Below are 22,692 nucleotides of genomic sequence, written 5' to 3'. Positions count from 1 at the left end.
GCCATGGCCCCCAAAGACCGCTGGTTATTGCCCGAAGGTATCGAAGAGACGTTGCCGCTTGAGGCGCGTCGGCTCGAAGCCATGCGCCGTGTCATCCTCGATTTGTTCGACCGTTGGGGCTATGCGCTGGTGATGCCGCCGCTGATTGAATATCTCGAGTCGCTTCTGACTGGGGTTGGCGGCGACATGGATCTGCAAACTTTTAAGGTGACGGATCAGCTAACCGGCCGTCTGATGGGCATTCGTCCCGATATGACGCCGCAAGCGGCACGCATCGACGCGCACTACCTGAAACGTTCGCATGCGGTTCGTCTGTGCTACCTCGGCCCGGTGTTGCGCACGCGGCCGAACGAACTGGCCGGTTCGCGCGAGCCGTTGCAGCTCGGGGCCGAGCTGTTCGGCCACAGTGGGCCGGCGAGCGATGCCGAAGTGATTAGCCTGATGGCGGCGACATTGACGTTAGCGGGTATCGAGCGGCCGCATATCGATTTGGCCCACGTCGGCGTATTCGGCGGATTGGCGGCAGCGGCGGGTCTGGATGCAGAGCGAAAGGGCGAGTTGCTCGACGCCTTGGAGCGTAAGGCGCGCAGCGAAGTCGAGACATTGTTGGCGGGTTGGTCGGTCGCGACCGACGATCGTCGGCGGTTATTGGCGTTGCTCGAGCTGAACGGCGATGTCGACGTGCTGGCCCGCGCTCGTGCGCTCTATGCGCCGATCGCGCCGGTGCTCGCGGCGATCGAAAATCTAGAGGCAGTCGCACAGCAAGTGCACCGGTTGGCGCATGGGTTGGAATTGCACTTCGACCTGGCCGAGCTCGGTGGTTATCACTATTACACCGGCACGATGTTCGCCGCCTTCGTTCCCGGGCAAGGGCAAGCGATCGCTAAAGGCGGTCGCTACGACGGTATCGGTCGGGCATTCGGCCGCGACCGCGCCGCTACCGGCTTTAGCGCCGACTTGCGCAAGTTGCTGAAGATTGGCCGTGTACCGGATATATCGGTAACGGGCATACTAGCGCCGGCGACGGACGATGCTGCCTTGATTGCCGAGATTGCTCGGTTGCGGGCGGCTGGCGAGCGCGTTGTCCAACAATTGCCGGGCGATACCGGCACCGGCAGTGACCACGGATGTGAACGTCGATTGGCGCCGAAGAACGGCCAATGGCGCATTGAACCCATTAAATCTTGATCGTCCGCTCGGGCGATTTCCCCCAAAGGTAGCTATGGCTAAGAACGTTGTGATCGTCGGCACTCAGTGGGGTGACGAAGGCAAAGGCAAGATCGTCGATTTATTGACCGACCGGGTACACGCGGTCGCGCGTTTTCAGGGCGGACACAACGCCGGCCATACGCTCGTTATCGGCGGCAAGAAGACGGTATTGCATCTGATTCCATCGGGCATCCTGCGCGACAACGTCATGTGCTTGATCGGCAACGGCGTGGCATTGTCACCGGCGGCACTATTTACCGAAATCGAAGAGCTCGAAGGCAACGGCGTCGCCGTCACACCGCGGCTGCGCATTAGCGAATCGTGCCCCTTGATCCTGCCGTATCACGCCGCGCTCGACGTCGCCCGCGAACGCGCCCTCGGCGGTCGCGCCATCGGCACCACCGGCCGCGGCATCGGCCCGACGTACGAAGACAAAGTCGGGCGGCGCGCAGTGCGCGTGCTCGACTTGCTCGATCCGGCGGTGTTGCGAAGCAAGCTCGAGAGCGTGATGGATTTTCACAACTTTGTGCTCGAACACTACTTGAAAGCCGATCGGGTCGATGTCGAACGCACGTATGACGAAGCGTTGGCCTATGCCGAACGCATGCGCCCCTTGATCGCCGACGTTCCCGAGCTGCTCGACGGTTATGCGCGCACCGGCAAGTCGGTGTTGTTCGAAGGCGCGCAAGGCACGTTCCTTGATATTGACCACGGCACCTATCCGTTCGTCACGTCGTCGAACACTTGCGCCGCTAACGCCGCCCTCGGCACCGGCGTCGGCCCGAGCGGCGTCGGCTTCGTGCTCGGCATCACCAAGGCTTACACGACCCGCGTCGGTGCCGGCCCGTTCCCGACCGAGCTCAACGACGAATGCGGTGAATTTCTATCGCGCCGCGGCCACGAGTTCGGTGCCACCACCGGTCGGCGGCGTCGCTGCGGTTGGTTCGATGCGGTGGCGGTACGGCGGGCAGTGCAGCTGAACGGCGTCGACGGCCTGTGCATCACCAAGCTCGACGTGCTCGATGGTCTCGACACGGTCCGCATCTGCGTCGCCTATCAATACCGCGGTGAACGGCGCCACACGCCGCCGAGCGGGGCGGATGCGATGTCACAGTGCGTGCCGATCTACGAAGATCTACCGGGCTGGAAAGAATCGACGCTCGGCGTGACGCGCAAAGACCGGTTGCCGGCGAACGCGCAGCGCTATCTCGCGCGGGTGGAGGAATTGAGTAGAGCGCCGATCGATCTGATTTCGACCGGCGCCGATCGCGACGAGACCATCGTCTTGCGGCATCCGTTCGAGTAAGGTCGTCGCTAAGAGTCGCTCCACTTGGCGGTGTAAGAACTGTCATTGTTTTTGTCCCACTGCCGTACGCCCATGGAGTCCACTCGTAATTTGCCGTTGCTGGCCTGAACACCAGAAACCGTGGGCGTCGCGATGGCAGTGAAACCGCAGGAAAATGTCGTGCAGCCGGACGCGTTTGTCAGACCGTCGATAGTGCCGGCGGTTAATGACAGGGTGTAGTAACCGTTACCACTTGATGTAGAAGTCAGACCGAGGATCGAATCCGCGTTATCGGCGGCAGTACCGCAGCTGCGTGTGCCGTTCGGTGTTTTGGCGTAGTAGCTGCACTGCGAATAGTATTTTTCTTGCAAGCCGGCGACCTGCGCCAGAATTAATTGCGCGTCCGATCTACGCGACTTCTTCATTTGATTCTGGTAGCTCGGAAAGGCAATGGCGGCCAGGATGCCGATGATTACCACGGTGATCATCAACTCAATTAGCGTAAATCCGTGCTGCCCACCGTGTTGATTCTCCGTTGATCGAACGGTTCGATGCATGGCGTTTCGTTCCTCACTCGTTGCAATAATCCGTGTTGTTATCGCTACTCTTCGTACCAGAACGTCTTAAACCTCGGCAATTGACTATTGATGTTCGGGCGCGCCGCGCCGCCGCTAGTACCGACGAGGCTGGTTACGCCGCCCTCGCGGATGACGATTACGGTTTCCGATGGGATACCGCCGCCAAGATTGTAGGACCGTTCGCTGGTCGATATGGTGCCGTCGGCATTAAAGTCGACGGCTGCCGTCGCATTTAAATAGTTTAGGCCATAAATTTTGGCGAGTCCTTCGCTCGAGGAGCAGGTCAGGGTCGCATTAACGTCGTTTGCCGGCGTATAAGTCGTGGCGAATAGAACACCGTCGAAGATCACGGGTTTCGCCAAGCCTTTTTCGCCGACCCACGGCCAAGTGGCGGGTGCACCGTTAGGCGCCGATCCCGATTCTTTGAGATCGATATACCAACCTTTCCCGGCCTTGATAGAGGTCAGCGCGGCCGTATAGCCAGCGTTGGCCGCGTCCTGTAGAACGTTGCTTGTGGCGTCATATAGGTTGGAATCCTTCAGCGGCGAGCTCGGCAGGCTAGGGCTTGCGACCGCATATGAGTCGATTTTGTAGTCGCGGAAAGCGTAGATGCGGTTTTTCACGGGTGTCGATCCTGCGGTTAGCAGATCGACCGGATCCTCGCGGTCGCCACTGGTGATTGCCACTAAATCATATTTCGCCTCGGCGATGTCCTCATATTGGTTGTCGTTCACCTGGGTGACATCCGGCGGATAAAAGAATTTGCGCCGATCATAATCATTGATGCCAGTACAGTTCGAACGAGTCGGGCTGGGGGTGGAGGCCGACGGCGTGCAACCGACGTCGGCAAATACGAAGCCGGTGGTGTTGCCGTTGCTGTTCGATTTCAACGTCGAGCCGAGATCGATACGCCACAGTTGGCCGCCTGTGTCACCGACGTAGATGCGGTCGATTTCGCCATCGTGGTTCGAATCCATCAACGCTAGATCCGATGCGATACTGAATTTCATAGCGCTTAAGGTTTTCGTCGGCGTATTACCGGCAGAGTCGTTACCATCGCTGGCCCACCACAGCCGCGCGCCCGTTAGCGGATCGACAATATAGATGGCGTTGCCGATTTTGCTGGTTGCCGTGACCGCCGCCTGTACCGGCATCACGTCATCTTCCAACGGATCATAACCGCCGCCAAAAATCAAAACGGTTTCCGCCGAGTTGTCGTCGGTATCGCAATCCGCGCCGCTGCAACCGTAACGAATACGGGCGACGGCTGGCTTCGACCAGGTTTGCGCCAACTTAAGGTAGCTACTATCGACACCACCCCGTATCACCCACATAAGCTTCGGCGTGATACCGGTAACCGAACTCCGATCCGTCAGCGTGGCCGACGGGGTCACGTCAAACGCATAGATGTTTTTGCCACCGCGTCGCATGCCGATATACATATAAACTTTGTCGTCCGGTGGTTCGATTTTGCCATCGTTGTCAGCGTCGGTGATCAAGAATGTTGCGGTGCCGTCGACACCATAAAGATGGTCGCCGACAGCGTCTTGAGAGGTGGTGTATTCGATCGATGACAACAGCTCGCTCGGAATGAATGCCCATTCTTCCTGGCCGTTGTAATCGTTGACCATACGTACGGCGCCGTCATTGGATGAGTAAAAGAGTTTGATAATGGGATCCGCGCTGGTGCCGCCGTAGGTAATGGCGACGGGTCGGCTGTGCAAAGGATCGGAGTGTACCCAGCGCGTGTCGGTAATTAAGCTATCGGCATCGCTGTCATACGAATCGGTACCCAAGATCCAGTTGAGGAGGTTGGTAACGTTTGTGGTATCGGTCGCATTGGTTGACGCCGAGCTGCCACTCGTATCAGCGATGCCGAGAATGGTGGGATTATTAATGGCGGTATCGTAGATCGTATTGCCGGTGGTATTGCCGATCCGCACCAGCGTCGCCGGACTTGTCGACGACAGACCCGAATAACTCCCCAGATAGGTATAAACCTTGCGTGACGCTGGCGCCGGGATTTGACTGCCGGCACCGCCGAGCGCGACCGTGCCGCCATCGGCGCTGGTGGTCCAATAACTGGTTGATGTGTCCTTAATACGTTGCGTGACGGAATCGATGGCCGGCGTGCCATCCTTGTCGACCACTTCGCCGAACGTACATGTGGCATTCGTGGTGTCGGCGCAGAGCTTGAACTTCTTAACGTTGCCGTCCCAGAACTGCGTGTTCGACGGCTTAAACAGCGCGAAGTAAACCTCGTCGCGGTTGAACAATTTGTTGAACGCATTGACCGACAGTGCCGGTGCGGCGAACGAACTATTGGTCGTCTGGATTTCCACCAAGGCCGCTTGTAAGGCGCTCGTGAGGGTCGGGCTGTTGGTGGCCGTGTAATAACGGCCGTGGCCGTTATTGGCGGTGTCCTGCAGGAGTTGCGAACCGTCGATGTCTTTTTGCCCGTCGCTGGTCGATGAGTCCGAGCTCAAGGAAAAACCGACGGTATAAGTGATGACGCGTTGGCTGTTGGCGAGGTCGGTGTTACTGATCAAGTCGTTGTTATACATCCAGCGCGCGAGCTCATCCATTTTGCTCGAGTTGCCGTAGGTGTAGGCCGCGTTGAACGAACCGATACTGCTGAGGCTGCTAATTAGCGTATCGGCATCGGTGTCATCGGACCCTGACATCCACGGATTGCCGCCCGTAATCAGAATGATGTAGGCCTGCTGACAGGTATAGAGGAACGGCGTTTTGTACGTGCCGTCGGCATCTTTTGCGCCGGTATCGGCTGCCGGTGTCGGTGACGGTGTTGGATATCCGTACCTCGGCAACTCGCCGGCTAAATATAACTTTGCTTCATAAAACGTTTCCGCTAGCGGTCGGCCGATAGTCGTCAGTGTGGCATCGTCGCATGCGGTGGGCACAGGAGCATTGGCCGGATTACATACATCCGTCGTTTTCCAACCGTCCGCCGGAATGCTATTGGGATAGGGGCGCGGAGCGATGGCGTCGATCGCTGTTTTAATGCTGGTCGCAGTACTACCGATGGCCTTGGCGACATAACCGCCGTGCGGCGTGGTGCTGTTGCTGTTAAACAGCATCAGCCCAAAGTTAACGCCGGGGTTGGAATCGATAATGTCTTTGGCAACACCCTGGGCGACGCTGAGCTGTGTCGCCGACGTCGTGGTGGTGTTAGTCAGATAGTTGAGGTAGTTGCCGGTATATACGGTGATTGTGGTGAAGCCGCCGGTGTATCTTGGGCTGCTCGATACATAAATGTGGGTGTTCTTTTTAAGATATTTGTAGCTCGCGTTTGCCTCGGTGGCGGCGTTGCCGGTATTGTCGTCCTCGTTGCATTCCAATACCGCGGTACGCGTGTCGGTGCTGCTGATCGTCGACCAATCGGCGGTACCACCGGCGCTGATCGCGCCACCTATGGTCGCTGTTTTTCCGGTCAGCGGCGTGGTCACATTGTTATACCAAGGAAGACCGGCGGAATAGCATTTGTTGTTGGCCTTCTCGAAATATTGGTTGGCATAAGTCGTAGCCGACGATGGTGTTGTTTGCGCACCTTGTATCCAATAAATCCTATCGCTTACAAAGGTAGTGCCGGCACCTTCGTAGGTGTATGTCGTAGCCGCGCTGTAAACGGCAGGGGTGGAAATGTAGGTGCCGGCCGCTCTCGATGAATTGCCCAAGATGATCAGCACGTTTGGCGCATCGTTGCGCGACACCGACGGCGGCTCCAGATAAATATCGGTGTCTAACGAAAAGCCGGATGCCGCGTATCCAGCGAGCGCGGCAGTACCCAGAGCAATGAGCGTACGTTTGAGGATCATTTCGATACCCCTTATTCGGATTTATTAACGATCTGGCTGACGCCCTGATGTAAGGTAGTCTTGGCACTGGTCGTGCTAACCGCGCCGACGCTGCTCTGATCGAAATTGGCGGAGTCGAAATTGACGGCGCTATAGCCGCTGCCGCGGGTCGGCGCGGCAAACGACAAGAATTCGGTCGTAACGGCGGCGCTGGTCTGAGCGCCGCCGCTACCAAAAGTAAAGTTGTTATTTACGGCTTGGTAAAGGTCGAAGCTACCGGCGGTGTTAATGGCCTTATTTAAGCCCGATTCCGCCGCCTCGAAGGCGCGTTGCGTGTCTTGAATGCTGCGCGCCATTACCGCTTGAACCGAGCTGGTGCCCATCGCCGATATGCCTAAGACGGTCAGTACGAGCAGTAGGATCAGCGCCATCGCCAAGGCAACGCCGCGCTGGCGCTTATCAATAGAACAGTGATAACGGGTGATTGGAACAGTGATGCGAGTGGTGCGTGGCGTGGTCATTGGCGGTTCCGCAACGTTACGGTGTTTCGGAAAATGCGGCGTTCGTATTTATCGTTTTGCGCCGCACTGAAGTTAGTTTCATTAGCGCCATCGCCGTCGACGTCATAGCCCGTCGTCGTATCTAAGAAGGCACCGTGTGTGGTATTGCCGCTGTCGGTGTTGGCCAGGGTGCGAGCGAGCAAACCGACACGGACGCTAACGACGTTGTCCCAGTTGCCGACAGCGCTCGCCTTGCGATAAACATCGGGGACCTTGTCGCCGTTGGTCGTATCTTCGCCATACAGCAGCTCGAGATCTTCGATGCCGGCCGCCAATTCCTCGGTCTGGGCGCCGGCGGAGTTGACGGTTTGGCGGTATAACGACCAACCGGCGGTGGTGCTTGGGGCGATGTAATACATGGCGTAGTAATACTTGGAAATTTTGGCATCGCCCTCAAAGATCTTGCCCAAATCCTTAGTGGAGTTGCCCGGCGTTGAGCCGCCGGTGTTATGGACGATGGTGCCGCCATTCGGATCGCTAGGGCCGGTAATTTGAAAAATCGCACCGGCGCTGCAGTCGTGGATAAACACGATATCGCCTACCGCAAGGCCGCTACCGCCAGGGGTATGAAGTGCCGCTGAGGTGTTCGGCATAAACGGTGAATCGATGGTTGTCGATATGCCTGGGTCGAGATACCGAACCGTGAACGCATCTGTGCCAGTACGCATAGTGGTCGGCGGGGCGACCGCCGGGCTCGCTGTCGGATACCAGTTACTCTTGCTTTCGGATCCTTGGATCGGATCGCTAGTATCGTAGCTGCCGCCAGCGGCGGATTGGTTCAACGTATTGGTAATGGCCGTTATGTCGTCGGCGCAACCGTAATAACCGGCCATCCGTAGATCGCGCACCATTTTCTGCATGGCGAAGCGAGCATTTTCTTGCAACCGTGCGAGACTGTCCTGCACGACATAATTCTTTTTGCTGTCGACAAAAAGACTGGTGGCAGCGCCCAACACGATTAAGCCGATTACCATCGCTACCATTAGTTCGACGAGACTGAAGCCGGCTGTTGGAACCTTGGCGCGTTTCATAATTCGATCACCCACGACTGGCTCATCGACAGCTCGCGTTCCATCCAGCGAATGACGATGGTGTACTCGTTACCGCTTTTGCTGATCGTCGATTTATCGCTCGCCGCCGGCAGTATGCGCGCTTGTTCTTCGTACCATTTACCAAGGTCATAAAGCGCGAGGTTACTGGTGCTGCATGTCACGTCGACGTCAGCGCAATTACAAGCGCCGTCGTTGCCACTGCAACCGCTATAGCTGGTGATTTTCGTAGTAGCGGCGGTTGTCGTCGCTACGGTGTAAGACCCGCTGCTAGCGGCAGCCGGATTGGCACGCATACGATCAATAATTTCGTAAGCGAATATCGATGCCTGGGTTCGCAGGTAAGCGTCGGTATTCGATTGCATGCCTTGCACCTGCATCATCGCCAGGCCGAGCAAACCAATCGACAACACGAGTACCGACACCAGCACTTCGATCAAGCTGGTCCCGGTGTTGTAGTTGCGAAGGGTGGACATGGTCAGCAGGTTCCTGACGTCAGCGCGTGTTGCCCCGAGGTGCTGACGGTAACGACTTTCTTTTTGCTTACCGCCGAATTGCAGACGGTGTAGGTCGCCGACGCGGTTGCCTGGCCTTGGCGGTCGTAAACAATGGAGTTGCTGGAAGTGGTAATGGCGGTGCTTGATCCCAAGCTATCGTAACGGCGGATCAAGACATCGCCGGTGCTCCAGCTGTTGCTGTTGTCGAGATCGGCAAACACGATCCAGCCGTTGTCCCAGGTGCCGGTGGTTACGCAAGTTGTGCCGCCGCCCGATTTACAAACGACGGCGTTAAATCCGCGCTTTAGTGCTTCCGAGCGGGCAAGCGATAAGCTGCTGACAAAGTCGTTGGTCGTGCTGGCGAGCCGATTGGCATTGATGATGGAGCGCATGCTGGGTATGGCGACGGTGCCTAAAATAACGGCGATGGCGAGCGTCATCATCAGCTCTACCAATGTAAAGCCGCGTACCCGGCGAATAGTCGATACTCGCGAGTGACGGCGTAAGAAGGTTTTTTGCCCAAGCCCCATTCGTTCCTGCCTAGCTGACTGACGTCAATCTGTTGTGTTTGCCATACCAAGCTGCAAGTCCCGTTCCACCTCGATTACCCGAAGTGAACGGTTAAGCGGAATTAAGTAGCACCGTTTATTTTGTTTACAACGCGCCGGGGATTCGTGAGATATGTGGAAGGACGCCGTGTCGGCAAACCGACATCAGCGCGTCGAAAAGCCGACGGTTCGACGCGCTGATTGTCGTTGCGCGGAGGCCGAGCGCCGAATTTGGGCGACGCTAGTGTCCCGGTAAGCGGGGAGTACCGGACGAGATCGAGCCGAATCGATAGATCGAGAAACGACGATGCGTGTTACGGGAACGCACGAAAGACTCGCCGCGCCGAAAAGCGTGCAGACTTTTTCGTCTACGCTCGCTTCTATTTAGGGTCGCGCGCGGTGATAATCTGGTACCGAGGAGAGGACTTGAACCTCCACGGGGTTTCCCCCACTAGAACCTGAATCTAGTGCGTCTACCAATTCCGCCACCTCGGCAAGAAACGTCGCGAGAAAAGCGACGGTTTCGAGCGGAGGCGCACTGTACCGAGAGCCTAAATTCATGTCAACGCAAGACCGGTCGCCCAAGGGCGACCCCATGGCAGAACGCGAAGCCGCCAAATACGAATTTCCCGTGCCTAGCCGCGAGGCAATATTGGCGCTATTGAACGAGCGCGGCGAACCACTGTCGTTTGAAGAAATTGCCGCGGCACTGAACGTCGAGGGCGAGCGCGACGGCGAGGCATTCGAGCGGCGGTTGCGGGCGATGGAGCGCGACGGCCAGCTGTTCAAGAATCGCCGCCGGCTCTATGGGCTGCCGGACAAAATGGACCTGGTACGCGGGCGTGTCATCGGCCATGCCGACGGCTTCGGCTTTCTGGTGCCGGACGACGGCGGCGACGATCTGTTCCTGGCGCCGCGCGAGATGCGCAAGGCGCTGCACGGCGATCGCGTGTTGGCATGTGTGACCGGTCTCGACCAGCGCGGCCGGCGCACCGGCTCGATCGTCGAGATGCTCGAGCGCACGCACAAGACCATCGTCGGCCGCTACGTCGCCAAAGATCGTACCGGCTTCGTTGCGCCGTCTGACAAGCGCATCGCCCAAGACATCGTCATCCCGACCGGCTCGGAGGCAAACGCCAAAGACGGCCAGATCGTAGTCGCCGAAATCGTGCAGCAACCGACGTTGCGCAGCGGCCCGGTGGGACGCGTGGTCGAGGTGTTGGGCGATCACATGGCGCCGGGCATGGAGATCGAAGTCTCGATCCGTGCGCACAACATTCCACACGAGTGGCCGGACGCGGTGCTCGACGAGGCCGGGCATTTCGGTACTGAGGTGCCGGCCAATGCGATCGCCGACCGCGCCGATCTGCGCCACGTGCCGCTCGTAACCATCGACGGCGAAGACGCGCGCGATTTCGACGACGCGGTGTACTGCGAGCCCGACGGCAAAGGCTGGCGCTTGATTGTCGCGATCGCCGACGTCGCCCATTACGTGCGCCCCGACAGCGCCCTCGACCGCGAGGCTTATGCTCGCGGCAACTCGGTGTATTTCCCGCAGCGCGTCATCCCGATGTTGCCGGAGGTGTTGTCGAATGTATTGTGCTCGATCAACCCGAAGGTCGACCGGCTGTGCATGGCGTGCGAAATGCACATCGGCCCGCGCGGCGAGATTCGCAAGCACCGATTCATGGAAGCCGTCATGCGCTCGGCGGCGCGGCTGACCTACACCAAGGTCGCCGCCATCCTGGTGGACCGCGATCCGACATTGCGGCGCGAGTACGAGGCGCTGGTCGCGCCGCTGGAGCAGCTGTACGCGCTATATAAGGTGTTGCACGCCGCGCGCCAGCAGCGCGGGGCGGTGGACTTCGAAATCCCGGAGACCCGCATCGTCTTCGACGAGCAACGCAAGATCAGCAATATCGTACCGCTGCATCGCAACGACGCGCACAAGCTCATCGAAGAATGCATGCTGGCGGCGAACGTCAGCGCCGCCGAACTATTGAAGAAGCACAAGATACCGGCGCCGTATCGTATCCACGAAGGACCGACCGAAGAGAAGCTGACCGACCTGCGCGCCTTCCTGTTCGAGCTCGGTCTCAATTTGGGCGGCGGTGACGCGCCGAAGGCGCAGCACTACGCCAAGTTGCTGGCGTCGGTGCAGCAGCGGCCCGATGCGCGGCTCATTCAAACCGTGTTGCTGCGCAGCTTGAGCCAGGCGCACTACAGTCCGGACAACGTCGGCCACTTCGCGCTCGGTTTCGAGAACTACGCGCACTTTACTTCGCCGATCCGGCGCTATCCCGATCTCCTGGTGCACCGCGCGATCAAGGACATTCTCCGCCGCCAGTCGCATCCGGTGTCGATCGACCTTGCGCGCCAGCAGGGCGATCACTGCTCGATGACCGAACGCCGCGCCGATGACGCGACGCGCGAGGTCAACAAATGGCTCAAGACCGAATTCATGATGGACCGCATCGGCGAGGAGTTCGACGGTATCATCTCCGGCGTCACCGGCTTCGGCATCTTCGTCGAGCTCAACGAGGTCTATGTTGACGGATTGGTGCATGTGACGGCGTTGGGCAACGATTATTTCCATTTCGATGCCCCCAAACATCGGTTGGTGGGCGAACGTACGCATCAGACGTTTCGCTTGGGCGATCCGCTTCGCGTGCGCGTCGTCCGCGTCGATCTGGACGAGATGCGCATCGACTTCGAGCTCGTCGGCAAATCGGCCGCACCGACGAAAGAAAAAGAAAGCGGTGGTCGTGCTAATAATCGGCGGACCGCTAAACGCGCTGGCAAGAAGAGTCGTACATCGCGCCGCAAGCGCGCCTAACCTATGACAGAAGAAATTATTGGCGGTCTGCACGCCGTACTGACCGCGATCAAAGAGAATCCTGAACGCATCGCCGGTCTTTGGATCAGTTCCGATCGCGCCGATCAACGCATTGGTGAAGTATTGGCGGCGGCACAAACGGCGAATATCAAATTCCAACGCGTTCCGCGCGCCAAGCTTGATGACCTTGCCGGCGAGCTTCGGCATCAGGGTGTGGTAGCCCGGTTGCGGGTGGCGCCGGTCGGCAATGAAGCGGATTTGGCCGTGTTCCTGAAGGCGTTGCCGGATCAGCCGCTGTTGCTGGTGTTGGATGGGGTACAAGATCCGCACAATCTTGGCGCTTGTTTGCGGGTGGCGGATGCCGCCGGCGTGCATGCGATCATTTTGCCGCGCGACAAGTCGGCGCCGTTGAGCGCCGTTGCCCGGCGGGCCGCCTGTGGGGCTGCCGAAACGGTTACCTTATTCGAAGTGGTCAATCTGGCGCGGTCGCTACGCCTTATTAAGGATGCCGGGGTCTGGTTGGTAGGAGCCAGCCACGACGCGCCAGAGACGCTCTACGGCACCGATCTGAAGGGACCAATGGCGTTTGTTCTGGGTGGGGAAGGCCAGGGGTTACGGCGCCTGACGCGTGAGCACTGCGACATACTGGTCCGGATCCCGATGGCCGGTACGGTACCGAGCCTTAACGTATCAGTCGCTACCGGTATCTGCCTGTTCGAGGCCATGCGGCAACGGGGTGGTGGTAGCTGAAGAGAGTATGCGGGTTTAATCACGCCTTTTGCCCGCGGCCTCACCACATATTGTGTTGAGATCAGCGCTGGATGTGATTAGAATGCCCGCCCTTATCCGCCCCGTTTCGTCTTTGGGAGCGGCCGTTTCACTCCTTGCCTTACCGCCTATGCCATGCGCTGGTGTCGGAAGGCTACATCCGTGAGGAGTAGTACATGCGTCATTACGAAGTCGTGTTTCTGGTTCATCCGGACCAGAGCGAGCAAGTGCCTGCCATGATCGAGCGTTATCGTACGCTCATCGAAAACGGCAAAGGTGCGATCCACCGTCTCGAAGACTGGGGCCGCCGTCAGCTCTCGTATCCCATCGCCAAGGTTCACAAGGCCCATTACGTCCTGTTCAACATCGAATGCTCGCTGGAAACCCTGCGCGAGCTCGAATCCGCTTTCAAATTCAACGACGCCGTGCTGCGCTCGTTGATCATCAAGCGCGATGCGGCCGTTACCGCGCCGTCGCCGCTGGTGAAGGAGAAGGAAAAGGAAGAGGGCGCCAAGACCAGCGCGCCGTCCGAAATCGCACCGTCAGACGACGTAGGCAGCGAAGAGCGCCCGTCGGATACCGTTTAAGGAGCCGCCATGTCGCGCTTTTTCCGTCGTAAGAAATATTGCCGGTTCACCGCCGAGAAAATCACCGAGGTCGATTACAAAGACCTCGCCATGCTGAAGTCGTTCGTGACCGAGACCGGCCGCATCATTCCGAGCCGCAACACCGGCACCAAAGCGCGCTATCAGCGTCAATTGAGCACCGCCATGAAGTATGCACGTTACCTGGCGCTCATTCCGTACTGCGATAGCCACTAGGCGCTAGGGGAAATCCAATGGAAGTTATTTTGCTCGAAAAAATCCGTAACCTCGGGGTCCTTGGCGACCAGGTGAAAGTGAAGTCCGGCTTCGCCCGCAATTTCCTGATTCCGTACGGCAAAGCGGTCGTCGCCACCAACGAGAACAAGGCGCAGTTCGAAGCGCGCCGCGCCGAGCTCGAAGCGGCGCAGGCCGATGTGTTCGGCAAGGCGAAGGCGCGGGCGCAGCAGCTCGATGGCTTCACCGTGCAGATTGTGCGCAAGGTTGCCGACGACAGCAGCATGTACGGTTCGGTGACGAACCGTGACATCGCCGACGCCGTGACCGCCGCCGGCTTTGAGTTGGCGCGCGCCGAAGTGTTGTTACCGCAAGGCCCGCTAAAGACGATCGGTGATCATGAAATCGCCATCGCTCTGCACGCCGAAGCCGGCGCCAAGATCATCGTTTCGGTGGTCGGCGAATCGTAAGATAGAGGTCCTCCTCCATCGGCCGGCCGTAAGGTCGGTCGATGGGGCGAATCATTTTTTTAGCGGGAGGAGCCGATGCCGGTTGACGCTCTCAAAGTACCGCCCCAGTCTATTGATGCCGAGCAGTCTGTGCTCGGTGCTTTGCTCCTTGATAATCAACGTTGGGATTCGATCGCTGATCGCATCAGCGGTGACGATTTTTATCGACGCGAGCATCGCCTCATCTTCAGCGCCATTTCCGCGCTGTCGGAAGAAAGCAGCCCGGCCGATGTCATCACAGTTTCCGAGCGGATGGAACAAACCGGTGAGCTCGAGAGCGCCGGTGGCCTTGCCTATCTCGGTTCGCTCGCCAACAACACGCCGAGTGCGGCCAACATCGTCGCTTATGCCGACATCGTCCGTGAGCGGTCGATTTTGCGGCAGCTGCTCAACGCCGCGCGTGACATCAGCGACACCGCCTACAGTCCCGACGGCCGCACCGCCAGTGAAGTGCTCGATCTCGCCGAGAAGCGCATTTTCGATATCAACGAGCAGAGCGCCAAACGGCGTGGCGGTTTCGAGCGCATCTCGTCGATTCTGACCAAAACCGTCGACCGCATCGACGAGCTATATCGCCGGCAAGGTTCGATCACCGGTGTCTCCACCGGCTTCACCGATCTCGACGATAAAACCTCCGGCCTGCAACCGTCCGACCTCATTATCATCGCCGGTCGCCCGTCGATGGGTAAAACCACGCTTGCCATCAACATGGCCGAGAATGCCGCCGTCGGTCACGGTGTGCCGGTGGCGATCTTCAGTATGGAAATGCCGGGCACGCAGCTCGCTATGCGTATGATGGCGTCGCTCGGCCGCATCAACTCGCACCGACTGCGCACCGGTAAGCTCGAAGACGAAGATTGGCCGCGGCTGACGTCGGCGGTGACATTGCTGAGTGACGCCAAAATTTTTATCGACGATACGCCGGCGCTGACGCCGATGGAGCTGCGCGCCCGTGCGCGCCGCATCAAGCGCGAACATGGCTTGGGGATGATCATCGTCGACTACTTGCAGCTCATGCAGGGCGGTGAGGGCGTCGCCGAAAATCGTGCGACCGAAATCTCGGCGATCACGCGCTCGCTCAAAAGTCTGGCAAAGGAACTCGAGGTGCCGCTGATCGCGATGTCGCAGCTGAATCGTAGCTTGGAGCAGCGTACCGACAAGCGACCGGTGATGTCGGACTTGCGCGAATCCGGTGCGATCGAGCAGGACGCCGACGTCATCCTATTTATTTATCGTGACGAGGTTTACAACGACGAGAGCCCGCAAAAGGGCACCGCCGAAATTATCATCGGCAAGCAACGTAACGGCCCGATCGGCAAGATCACGCTGACCTTCCTCGGCGAATATACCAAGTTCGAAAACTACGCCAGCGGCAGATTCCAGGATTACGAATGACCCGACCGGCGCGCGCGCTGCTCGACGCGCAGGCGCTTCTCCACAATCTGGCGCAAGTCCGCAGCCGTGCGCCAAGCTCCAAAGTCATGGCGATCGTCAAGGCGAATGCATACGGTCACGGATTGGTATGGGCCGCGCAAACGCTGCGCGACGCCGATGCATTGGGTGTCGCCTCGATCGACGAAGCGTTACAGCTTCGCCAAGCCGGTATACGCCAGCCGATCACCTTGCTCGAAGGATTTTTCCAGATCGATGAGTTGCCGCTGATCGCGCAACACGATCTCGCGCCGGTTATTCATCATCCGACTCAGCTGCAAGCGCTGGAAGCGGCAAACGGTATCGCCCCGTTGACCGTGTGGCTCAAGATCAATACCGGCATGAACCGCATCGGTTTCGACGTTGTCGCCGCGGCCGATGCGTTAGCGCGGTTGCAACGTTGCCGCCAGGTGCGTGAAGTGCGGGTGATGTCGCACTTCGCCAATGCCGACGACACGCTCGATGTTACGACGCAGGAACAGCTCAAGCGGTTCTTGGCGTTCGTAAACGGCACGGACCTCGCCGGCAGCATCGCCAACTCCGCCGGTATCGCCGGTTGGCCGGCCAGCCATCTCGATTGGGTGCGCCCGGGCATCATGCTCTACGGCGGCTCGCCGCTCGCACAAAAATCAGCACAAGATCTAAACCTACAGCCGGTAATGACACTGACAACGGCGCTGATCGCGGTCAGTTCTCGTAACGCCGGCGACGGTATCGGTTACGGTGGTGGTTATCGTTGTCCCGAAAACATGCCGGTTGGTGTTGCCGCTATCGGTTACGGCGACGGCTATCCACGGCGGGCCGCCAACGGCACGACAGTGCTAGTGAACGGCAAGCGCGCATCCCTGATTGGCCGAGTATCGATGGACATGATCACCATCGATCTCCGCACACAGCCAGACGCGCGCGTCGGCGATCCCGTCGTGCTCTGGGGTGTCGGTCTCGCCGCCGACGAAGTCGCTGCGAGTGCCGGTACGATCAGTTACGAGTTGTTCTGCCAAGTCACACCACGCATACCGCGCGTGCCGCTGTAACGTCGATGTGCCAAGGACGATAAAATAAAGAGCAATGGCAAAGGCGAAGACGGTTTTTACCTGCAATGAATGCGGGGCGACCGCGCCGCAATGGGCTGGGCAATGCACGGCTTGCGGTGCCTGGAACCGCATGACAGAGACCTTACTCGAGCCGTCGCCGACGCGTGGGCGACGTGGCGTCGCTGGTCCTGTCATCGGTACGCAATCGCTCGACTCGATCGTTCCCGAGCGTATTACCCGTCTCGCTACCGGCCTTAGCGAGCTCGACCGCGTGCTCGGCGGCGGACTGGTGCCGGGTTCGGTGGTGTTGATCGGCGGCGATCCGGGTATCGGTAAGTCGACGTTGTTGACCCAAGCGCTCGCCGAAATCGGCCGCCGCGCGCGCGTGCTCTATGTCAGCGGCGAAGAATCGGCCGATCAAATCGCGTTACGCGCACAGCGATTGAACGTCATCGGATCGGGCGCCGAAACCACGACCGGTCATGTACGGCTGCTCACCGAGAATCGCGTCGAAGATGTCATCGCCGTTGCCCGCGCCGAGCAACCGCAAGTCATCGTGCTCGATTCCATTCAAACGGTTTATACCGACGCGCTGCAGTCGGCGCCGGGCAGTGTCGCCCAGGTGCGCGAATCGGCGGCGCAGCTCGTGCGCTACGCCAAGAGTACCGGCACGGCGTTGTTCCTCGTCGGCCACGTGACTAAAGAAGGCACCTTGGCCGGTCCACGCGTGCTCGAGCACATGGTCGACGCGGTGTTGTACTTCGAAGGCGATAGCAGCAGCCAGTTTCGTATCGTCCGCGCCATTAAGAATCGCTTCGGCGCGGTCAACGAAATCGGTGTGTTCGTCATGACCGACGGCGGATTGCGTGAAGTCGGTAATCCGTCGGCAATGTTTTTGAGCCGGCAGAACGACGCGGTCCCTGGCAGCGTCGTGCTGGCGACGCAAGAGGGCACGCGGCCGCTATTGGTTGAAGTGCAGGCGTTAGTCGACGCCAGTCATCTGGCGAATCCGCGCCGCGTGTGCGTCGGCCTCGATGGCAATCGGTTGGCAATGTTGCTGGCGGTACTGCACCGCCATGGCGGTATCGCTATGTACGATCAAGACGTATTCGTCAATGTCGTCGGCGGTGTGCGCGTCCAGGAAACTGCCGCCGATCTTGCCATCATCGCCGCTGCTTGTTCGAGCCTGCGCAACCGTCCGCTCGGTAATGACCTGGTCGTGTTCGGTGAGATCGGCTTGGCCGGCGAGGTCCGGCCGGTGGCGCGCGGACAGGAACGCATCCGCGAAGCGGCCAAGCTCGGCTTTCAGCGCGTCATGATTCCGGCAGCCAACCTGCCGAAGAAAAACGAGACCGATGTAACGTTGATTCCCGTGCGCCGGCTCGACGAAGCGCTCGAGCTATTGGCGTAAAAAGCACCTTCTGCCTGTGGTTAGCACCTTATGCGCTGACGGGCGCCAGCATTGAACTTGCCATAGTCGGCGCTCGGATCGATACGCCAGAAACAGGTACCGCTGATGGCTGCCGGTGCTGACGCATAATGGTCGAACTGCATCGTATAGGGCGCGACCTGAAGACAGGGCACGCAGACTGCCGATGTAGGGGTTCGGGGAGTAAACGAACATTCCACCAACATAGTGTAAAAAACCGCAGAAAATTAATCATTGCTTGGTCCGCTGCGGGTTTATTTAGTCACTACGAGACTGCTCAGAAATCGGCAAAAAGCTGCCTATGTCGGTTCGTTGTACGGCTGCTCCCCGGACCCCAATTTCATCAAGTATAGAGAGGACTTGTTGCGGCTCACGCGCAAACGCGAAGTTACGATTTAGTGTTGCAAGCAACGCGTCGCCATCGACCGACATGGACAACCCATGTCGGTCGCATAGCACGTAAGCGCTCAATCTAGCGGGTTGACGCCCTTCCAGTAGGGCAGTGACAAACCTGCACCGCCGTATTGGAGCGATCCGGCACATTCGTTCATATGGATTGGCTTGATTTCCGTCGCAAGTCTCGGTGCAATAGAGTGCCGCGCGGTAATGCGTGACATGTTGCGGTTATACCTTGCCGAGACCAACAACCACCACAGGGAGCTTATAACGTGTTTGACGAAGAAAAACTGCGTCGTGTCGACCACCAGCAAACCGAAGATCGTTATCTACAAATTCGTGAACTGGTGTACGAGACAATTAAGAAGAAGTTTTCCGTTACTGCAGCCGGCATTACGTTTCACGACTGTATGACCGCAGACAGGTGGAAAACCATGACCGGGTCAAATTTGCGGGAAAAGCGAGCTCCTTGGTATTGGGCGGAGCAGTTTACACTCTATCAAAATCAACCGAACCGGTTCGAGATTGCATTATCCCAGAGTGGTCAACTAGGCGCCTTGTGTTATGGCCGCACGTCACGAGCGGGTAGGCACACTAGGCTAGACTTAATAGAGTCATCGCCGATCAAACCGTCGGTGCTCGGTATGCGCGCTGTGCCGATAATAGTACAGGCAGGCGTAACGTTTGCAGAATTGGTTGGCGCATCGGAGATCTGGATCTTAGATCCAGACGCAGACTTGGTGGATTTGTACAGCCAGGAACAGTTCAGTAGTCCACAGGTGTACCATCCTGGCCGCCTTGGTCAGAGGAGGATTTTGTGAAACGCAAAATCGATCCATTTACGCCCGAAGGCATGAAAGAGATCCAAGAGATCTTGGACAAGCGCAACGCTGAATTGGACGACGCAGTGGCGCGTGCCAAAATCAACGTCAACGACGAGCCGACGGGAGCATTAACGCGCCCTAGCAAATTCAACTTACGTCGTGACCGGAAAAGAATGTTGGAGGGGAAAGATGACTAGCAGCAAGATTGATATCGAGAAAGACGATATTGAAACCATGCGCAAGAAGCTCGAACAGAATAGTGCTCGGATCGAGCGCAACGCGGCAAGAGTGGAGCAGGCTATCATTGCGCATCGTGGATTCCGTGAGTTTAGGGTTGAACTCGAAACGGCGCCTGATACTGATCCGCAAAGTAAGTAGTTAAGAAAGGTAGCCGGTCGTTTTAATCGCCGGCTACCGTTTCTCCTCACATCATCAGTCCTCATCTTCTCTACCGGACTAGGAAAAGTCGCACGTTACGCTAACGAGCCTAACGCCTCGTTTCACATGTCGCGAGTAGTCTGCTGCTTATGGTACGGATTGCCATTAGCGGAGTTGGAATTTTCCAATCCGTAGGCTTTGAGTAACGCCACGTAGTCCTTGCACAGGTAAGGGTTCGGGGAGTAAACGAACATTCCACCAACATAGTGCAAAAAAAACTGCAGAAAATTAATCATTGCTTGGTCCGCTGCGGATTTATTTAGTCACTACGAGACTGCTCAGAAATCGGCAAAAAGCTGCCTATGTCGGTTCGTTGTACGGCTGCTCCCCGGACCCCATATACTTCTTATATAGCGTCATGGAGAGAGGTTTATGAAGGTCGCCCGCCAGCCCGCCACCGATTCCAGTTCCCATCAATTACCCGTCGACCGTTCGACGTTCGACCAACTAATGGTGCCGGTGTATGCGCCAAGCCAAGTATTGCCGGTGCGTGGCCAAGGACTGCGGTTATACGATCAAGGCGGCGAGTGTTACCTCGATTTCACCAGCGGCATCGGCGTTACCAGCCTCGGCCACGGCCACGAAGCAGTCGTTAAAGCGCTCGTCGACCAAGCCCATGCGTTGTGGCATATCAGTAACGGCTTCACCAACGAGCCGGTACTGCGTCTAGCGTCAGCGCTGACCGAGGCGACCTTCGCCGAGCAAGCCTTCTTTTGTAACTCCGGTGCGGAAGCGAACGAGGCGGCGTTGAAGTTGGCGCGGAAACAAGCCGGCACCGATAAGCGCCGCATTATTTCCTGCCAGCAATCGTTCCATGGGCGGACCTTCTTTACCGTTTCCGTCGGCGGTCAGCCGAAGTACCAGGATGGCTTCGGCCCGTTGCCGGCAAAGATCGATCACATTCCGTTTAACGATCCCGTGGCGGCGGCGGACGCCATTCGTGACGACGTATGCGCGGTCATTGTCGAACCGGTATTAGGTGAGGGTGGCATCGTTCCGGCGTCGGCGCAGTTCCTGCGGGTCCTGCGCGAACGCTGCAACGCCACCGGTGCGCTGCTCATTTTCGATGAAGTGCAGTGTGGATTGGGTCGGATCGGCTCGCTGTACGCTTACCAACAATACGGCATCACACCCGATATCCTCACGACCGCGAAAGCACTCGGCAACGGCTTTCCGATCGGCGCCATGTTGACGACGAAGAACATCGCCAAGCATTTCAGCGTCGCGACCCACGGCACCACCTTCGGCGGCAATCCGTTGGCGGCAGCAGTGGCGCTTGCCGTAGTCACCGCTATTAACGACGCGGCATTTCTGGCGCGCGTGCAAGTTGCCCACCAGCGTTTGTGGAGCGGGCTCGAAAAACTCGTCGCTCGATTCCCGCAGGCGTTCGATCACATTCGCGGCAAAGGCCTGATGCTCGGCGTTGCTTTGAGCCGGGCGGCTAAAGGCAAAGCCAAGGAGTTTCAGAAATTGACGGAGAAGCACAAGCTATTAGTCCTCAGCGCCGGTCTCGATGTCGTCCGCCTGTTGCCGGCGCTGGTGGTCAGCGATGCCGAGATCGACGAGGCACTGGAAAAACTTACGCGCGCCGCCGAGGCATTCGTCGTTACGCTTCCTCGCTAGCGCGCCTTTTAAGGAACGAGCGGCATGTGGGTAGTTCGACCGGCGCAGGCCAGTGATGCCGAGCAGCTCGTCGCCTTGGCGAAACAGGCGACGTTGGTGCACACCTTGCCGCGTACAGCGGCGGACGTCGGTCGCTATATCGAGCGTTCGCTGCTTTCGTTCGCTAGCGCGGTTATCGCGCCGAGCAACGAGTTCTATGTTTTGGTGCTGCAAGATGCCGACGGCGGGCTCGGCGGCGTCGCGGCGGTCAGTGCAACCGCCGGCGCCGATGGAACGTTTTTCGCCTTCCGTAACGACGTGATCAACCAGGTGGCGCGCGACTTGCGTATCGCCCACGACGTGCAAGTGTTGACGTTGTGCTCGGACCTGACCAGCTATTCGCAGCTCTTGAGCTTTTTTGCCCGGCCGGCGAGCGTCGATCGCAGCGGCGCCGATTTGTTGTCGCGGGCCCGCCTGATGTTGGCGACATTGGCGCCGCAACGATTCGCCGACGGTTTTTTTGTTTCGCTTGCTGGTTGGAACGACGCTGACCGGCAATCGCCGTTCTGGGAAGCGATCGGTCGAAAATTTTTCGGCATGGACTACCTACAAGCGGAGCAGGCGGTGCAAGGCGCGCGCAACCGAACATTGATTGTCGAGCTCATGCCGTATTACCCGATCTATGCCGCTTTGTTGCCGGACAGCGCCAAGAATTGTCTGGGCAAACCGCATCCCGCCAGCGAGTTGCCGTTCGAGATCCTTAATAAGGAAGGGTTGCAACCGGGCAAGTACATCGACATTTTCGATGGCGGTCCGATACTGCAAGCGCATCGATCGCAGATCAAATCGTTGACGACGGCGACTACGCTCGTCGCCAAGCCGGCGGCCCAAACTCGCGACCAACGGCGCCAATTTTTAGTGTCGTGCAACCGGTTCTCCGACTTTCGTTGCGTGCTCACCGATGCCGAGGTACAGCCGTCAGATAACTGTATTTATCTACCGCCGGCGACATTCCACGCGCTCGAGATCGAAGCGGGAATGCGCGTCATGGTTGCCGAGGGTTGAC

21 protein-coding genes and 1 tRNA gene are annotated in these 22,692 nt (G+C 58.4%); 15 read left to right on the top strand and 7 right to left on the bottom strand.

All coding sequences use genetic code 11. The annotated features are described in order from the left end of the window. Positions 1-3 precede the first annotated feature (3 nt). Both HY308_18450 and HY308_18445 read left to right on the top strand, forming a co-directional pair. On the top strand, positions 4-1,188 hold the full coding sequence (locus HY308_18450) for an ATP phosphoribosyltransferase regulatory subunit (GenBank protein MBI3900249.1): 1,185 nt from the start codon (positions 4-6) through the stop codon (positions 1,186-1,188). A 34-nt stretch (positions 1,189-1,222) separates the two neighbouring features. After that, entirely contained in the window at positions 1,223-2,515 is a 1,293-nt protein-coding gene (locus tag HY308_18445) for an adenylosuccinate synthase (GenBank protein ID MBI3900248.1), read from the top strand. A gap of 8 nt (positions 2,516-2,523) precedes the next feature. Here the strand turns inward: HY308_18445 and HY308_18440 are convergent, their stop codons facing one another. The 7 genes from HY308_18440 to HY308_18410 all read right to left on the bottom strand — a co-directional run bounded on the left by HY308_18440 (position 2,524) and on the right by HY308_18410 (position 10,036). Next, positions 2,524-3,051 carry a prepilin-type N-terminal cleavage/methylation domain-containing protein gene (locus HY308_18440; GenBank protein MBI3900247.1) on the bottom strand — a complete coding sequence of 176 codons (528 nt, stop codon included), beginning with the start codon at positions 3,049-3,051 and terminating at the stop codon, positions 2,524-2,526. A 44-nt stretch (positions 3,052-3,095) separates the two neighbouring features. Continuing rightward, complete coding sequence (locus tag HY308_18435; GenBank protein ID MBI3900246.1) at positions 3,096-6,908, bottom strand: hypothetical protein; 3,813 nt, start codon at positions 6,906-6,908, stop codon at positions 3,096-3,098. A gap of 11 nt (positions 6,909-6,919) precedes the next feature. Continuing rightward, complete coding sequence (locus tag HY308_18430; GenBank protein ID MBI3900245.1) at positions 6,920-7,408, bottom strand: hypothetical protein; 489 nt, start codon at positions 7,406-7,408, stop codon at positions 6,920-6,922. After that, positions 7,405-8,493 (bottom strand): PilW family protein, encoded by a 1,089-nt coding sequence (locus HY308_18425; protein ID MBI3900244.1) that lies wholly within the window; start codon positions 8,491-8,493, stop codon positions 7,405-7,407. Before HY308_18425 ends, HY308_18430 begins: the two co-directional genes overlap by 4 nt. Beyond that, positions 8,475-8,972 carry a type IV pilus modification protein PilV gene (gene pilV, locus HY308_18420; protein MBI3900243.1) on the bottom strand — a complete coding sequence of 166 codons (498 nt, stop codon included), beginning with the start codon at positions 8,970-8,972 and terminating at the stop codon, positions 8,475-8,477. Before pilV ends, HY308_18425 begins: the two co-directional genes overlap by 19 nt. Before the next feature lie 2 nt (positions 8,973-8,974). Then, a complete protein-coding gene (locus HY308_18415) occupies positions 8,975-9,523 on the bottom strand; it encodes a GspH/FimT family pseudopilin (protein MBI3900242.1) in 549 nt (182 codons plus the stop codon). A 426-nt stretch (positions 9,524-9,949) separates the two neighbouring features. Then, positions 9,950-10,036: transfer RNA gene (locus HY308_18410), tRNA-Leu, on the bottom strand. A gap of 64 nt (positions 10,037-10,100) precedes the next feature. Between HY308_18410 and rnr the strand changes: the two genes are divergently transcribed. The 13 genes from rnr to HY308_18345 all read left to right on the top strand — a co-directional run bounded on the left by rnr (position 10,101) and on the right by HY308_18345 (position 22,691). Next, positions 10,101-12,377, top strand: a complete 2,277-nt coding sequence (gene rnr, locus HY308_18405) for a ribonuclease R (protein MBI3900241.1) — start codon at positions 10,101-10,103, stop codon at positions 12,375-12,377. 3 nt (positions 12,378-12,380) lie between these two features. Further along, positions 12,381-13,127 (top strand): 23S rRNA (guanosine(2251)-2'-O)-methyltransferase RlmB, encoded by a 747-nt coding sequence (gene rlmB, locus HY308_18400; protein MBI3900240.1) that lies wholly within the window; start codon positions 12,381-12,383, stop codon positions 13,125-13,127. A gap of 194 nt (positions 13,128-13,321) precedes the next feature. After that, positions 13,322-13,732 carry a 30S ribosomal protein S6 gene (gene rpsF / locus HY308_18395; protein MBI3900239.1) on the top strand — a complete coding sequence of 137 codons (411 nt, stop codon included), beginning with the start codon at positions 13,322-13,324 and terminating at the stop codon, positions 13,730-13,732. 9 nt (positions 13,733-13,741) lie between these two features. Next, the gene (locus HY308_18390) at positions 13,742-13,966 is read left to right on the top strand and encodes a 30S ribosomal protein S18 (GenBank protein ID MBI3900238.1); all 225 of its coding nucleotides are present in this window, start codon (positions 13,742-13,744) and stop codon (positions 13,964-13,966) included. Between the two features lie 17 nt (positions 13,967-13,983). Continuing rightward, complete coding sequence (gene rplI / locus HY308_18385) at positions 13,984-14,433, top strand: 50S ribosomal protein L9 (GenBank protein ID MBI3900237.1); 450 nt, start codon at positions 13,984-13,986, stop codon at positions 14,431-14,433. A gap of 75 nt (positions 14,434-14,508) precedes the next feature. Continuing rightward, positions 14,509-15,867: a replicative DNA helicase gene (gene dnaB / locus HY308_18380; GenBank protein MBI3900236.1), complete on the top strand. Its 1,359-nt coding sequence runs from the start codon at positions 14,509-14,511 to the stop codon at positions 15,865-15,867. Further along, positions 15,864-16,937, top strand: a complete 1,074-nt coding sequence (gene alr / locus HY308_18375) for an alanine racemase (protein MBI3900235.1) — start codon at positions 15,864-15,866, stop codon at positions 16,935-16,937. Before dnaB ends, alr begins: the two co-directional genes overlap by 4 nt. A 34-nt stretch (positions 16,938-16,971) precedes the next feature. Then, a complete protein-coding gene (gene radA, locus HY308_18370; protein ID MBI3900234.1) occupies positions 16,972-18,348 on the top strand; it encodes a DNA repair protein RadA in 1,377 nt (458 codons plus the stop codon). Positions 18,349-19,034: 686 nt separating this feature from the next. After that, complete coding sequence (locus HY308_18365; protein ID MBI3900233.1) at positions 19,035-19,583, top strand: hypothetical protein; 549 nt, start codon at positions 19,035-19,037, stop codon at positions 19,581-19,583. Beyond that, positions 19,580-19,783 (top strand): hypothetical protein, encoded by a 204-nt coding sequence (locus HY308_18360; protein MBI3900232.1) that lies wholly within the window; start codon positions 19,580-19,582, stop codon positions 19,781-19,783. Before HY308_18365 ends, HY308_18360 begins: the two co-directional genes overlap by 4 nt. Beyond that, entirely contained in the window at positions 19,776-19,964 is a 189-nt protein-coding gene (locus HY308_18355) for a hypothetical protein (protein ID MBI3900231.1), read from the top strand. Before HY308_18360 ends, HY308_18355 begins: the two co-directional genes overlap by 8 nt. A gap of 432 nt (positions 19,965-20,396) precedes the next feature. Next, on the top strand, positions 20,397-21,647 hold the full coding sequence (locus HY308_18350; GenBank protein ID MBI3900230.1) for an acetylornithine/succinyldiaminopimelate transaminase: 1,251 nt from the start codon (positions 20,397-20,399) through the stop codon (positions 21,645-21,647). A 24-nt stretch (positions 21,648-21,671) separates the two neighbouring features. Further along, positions 21,672-22,691 (top strand): arginine N-succinyltransferase, encoded by a 1,020-nt coding sequence (locus tag HY308_18345; protein ID MBI3900229.1) that lies wholly within the window; start codon positions 21,672-21,674, stop codon positions 22,689-22,691. Position 22,692 lies beyond the last annotated feature (1 nt).

Source organism: Gammaproteobacteria bacterium (assembly GCA_016199745.1).
Taxonomy (GTDB): Bacteria; Pseudomonadota; Gammaproteobacteria; order Acidiferrobacterales; family Sulfurifustaceae; genus JACQFZ01.
This window is presented reverse-complemented; position numbering and strand designations above follow the sequence as displayed.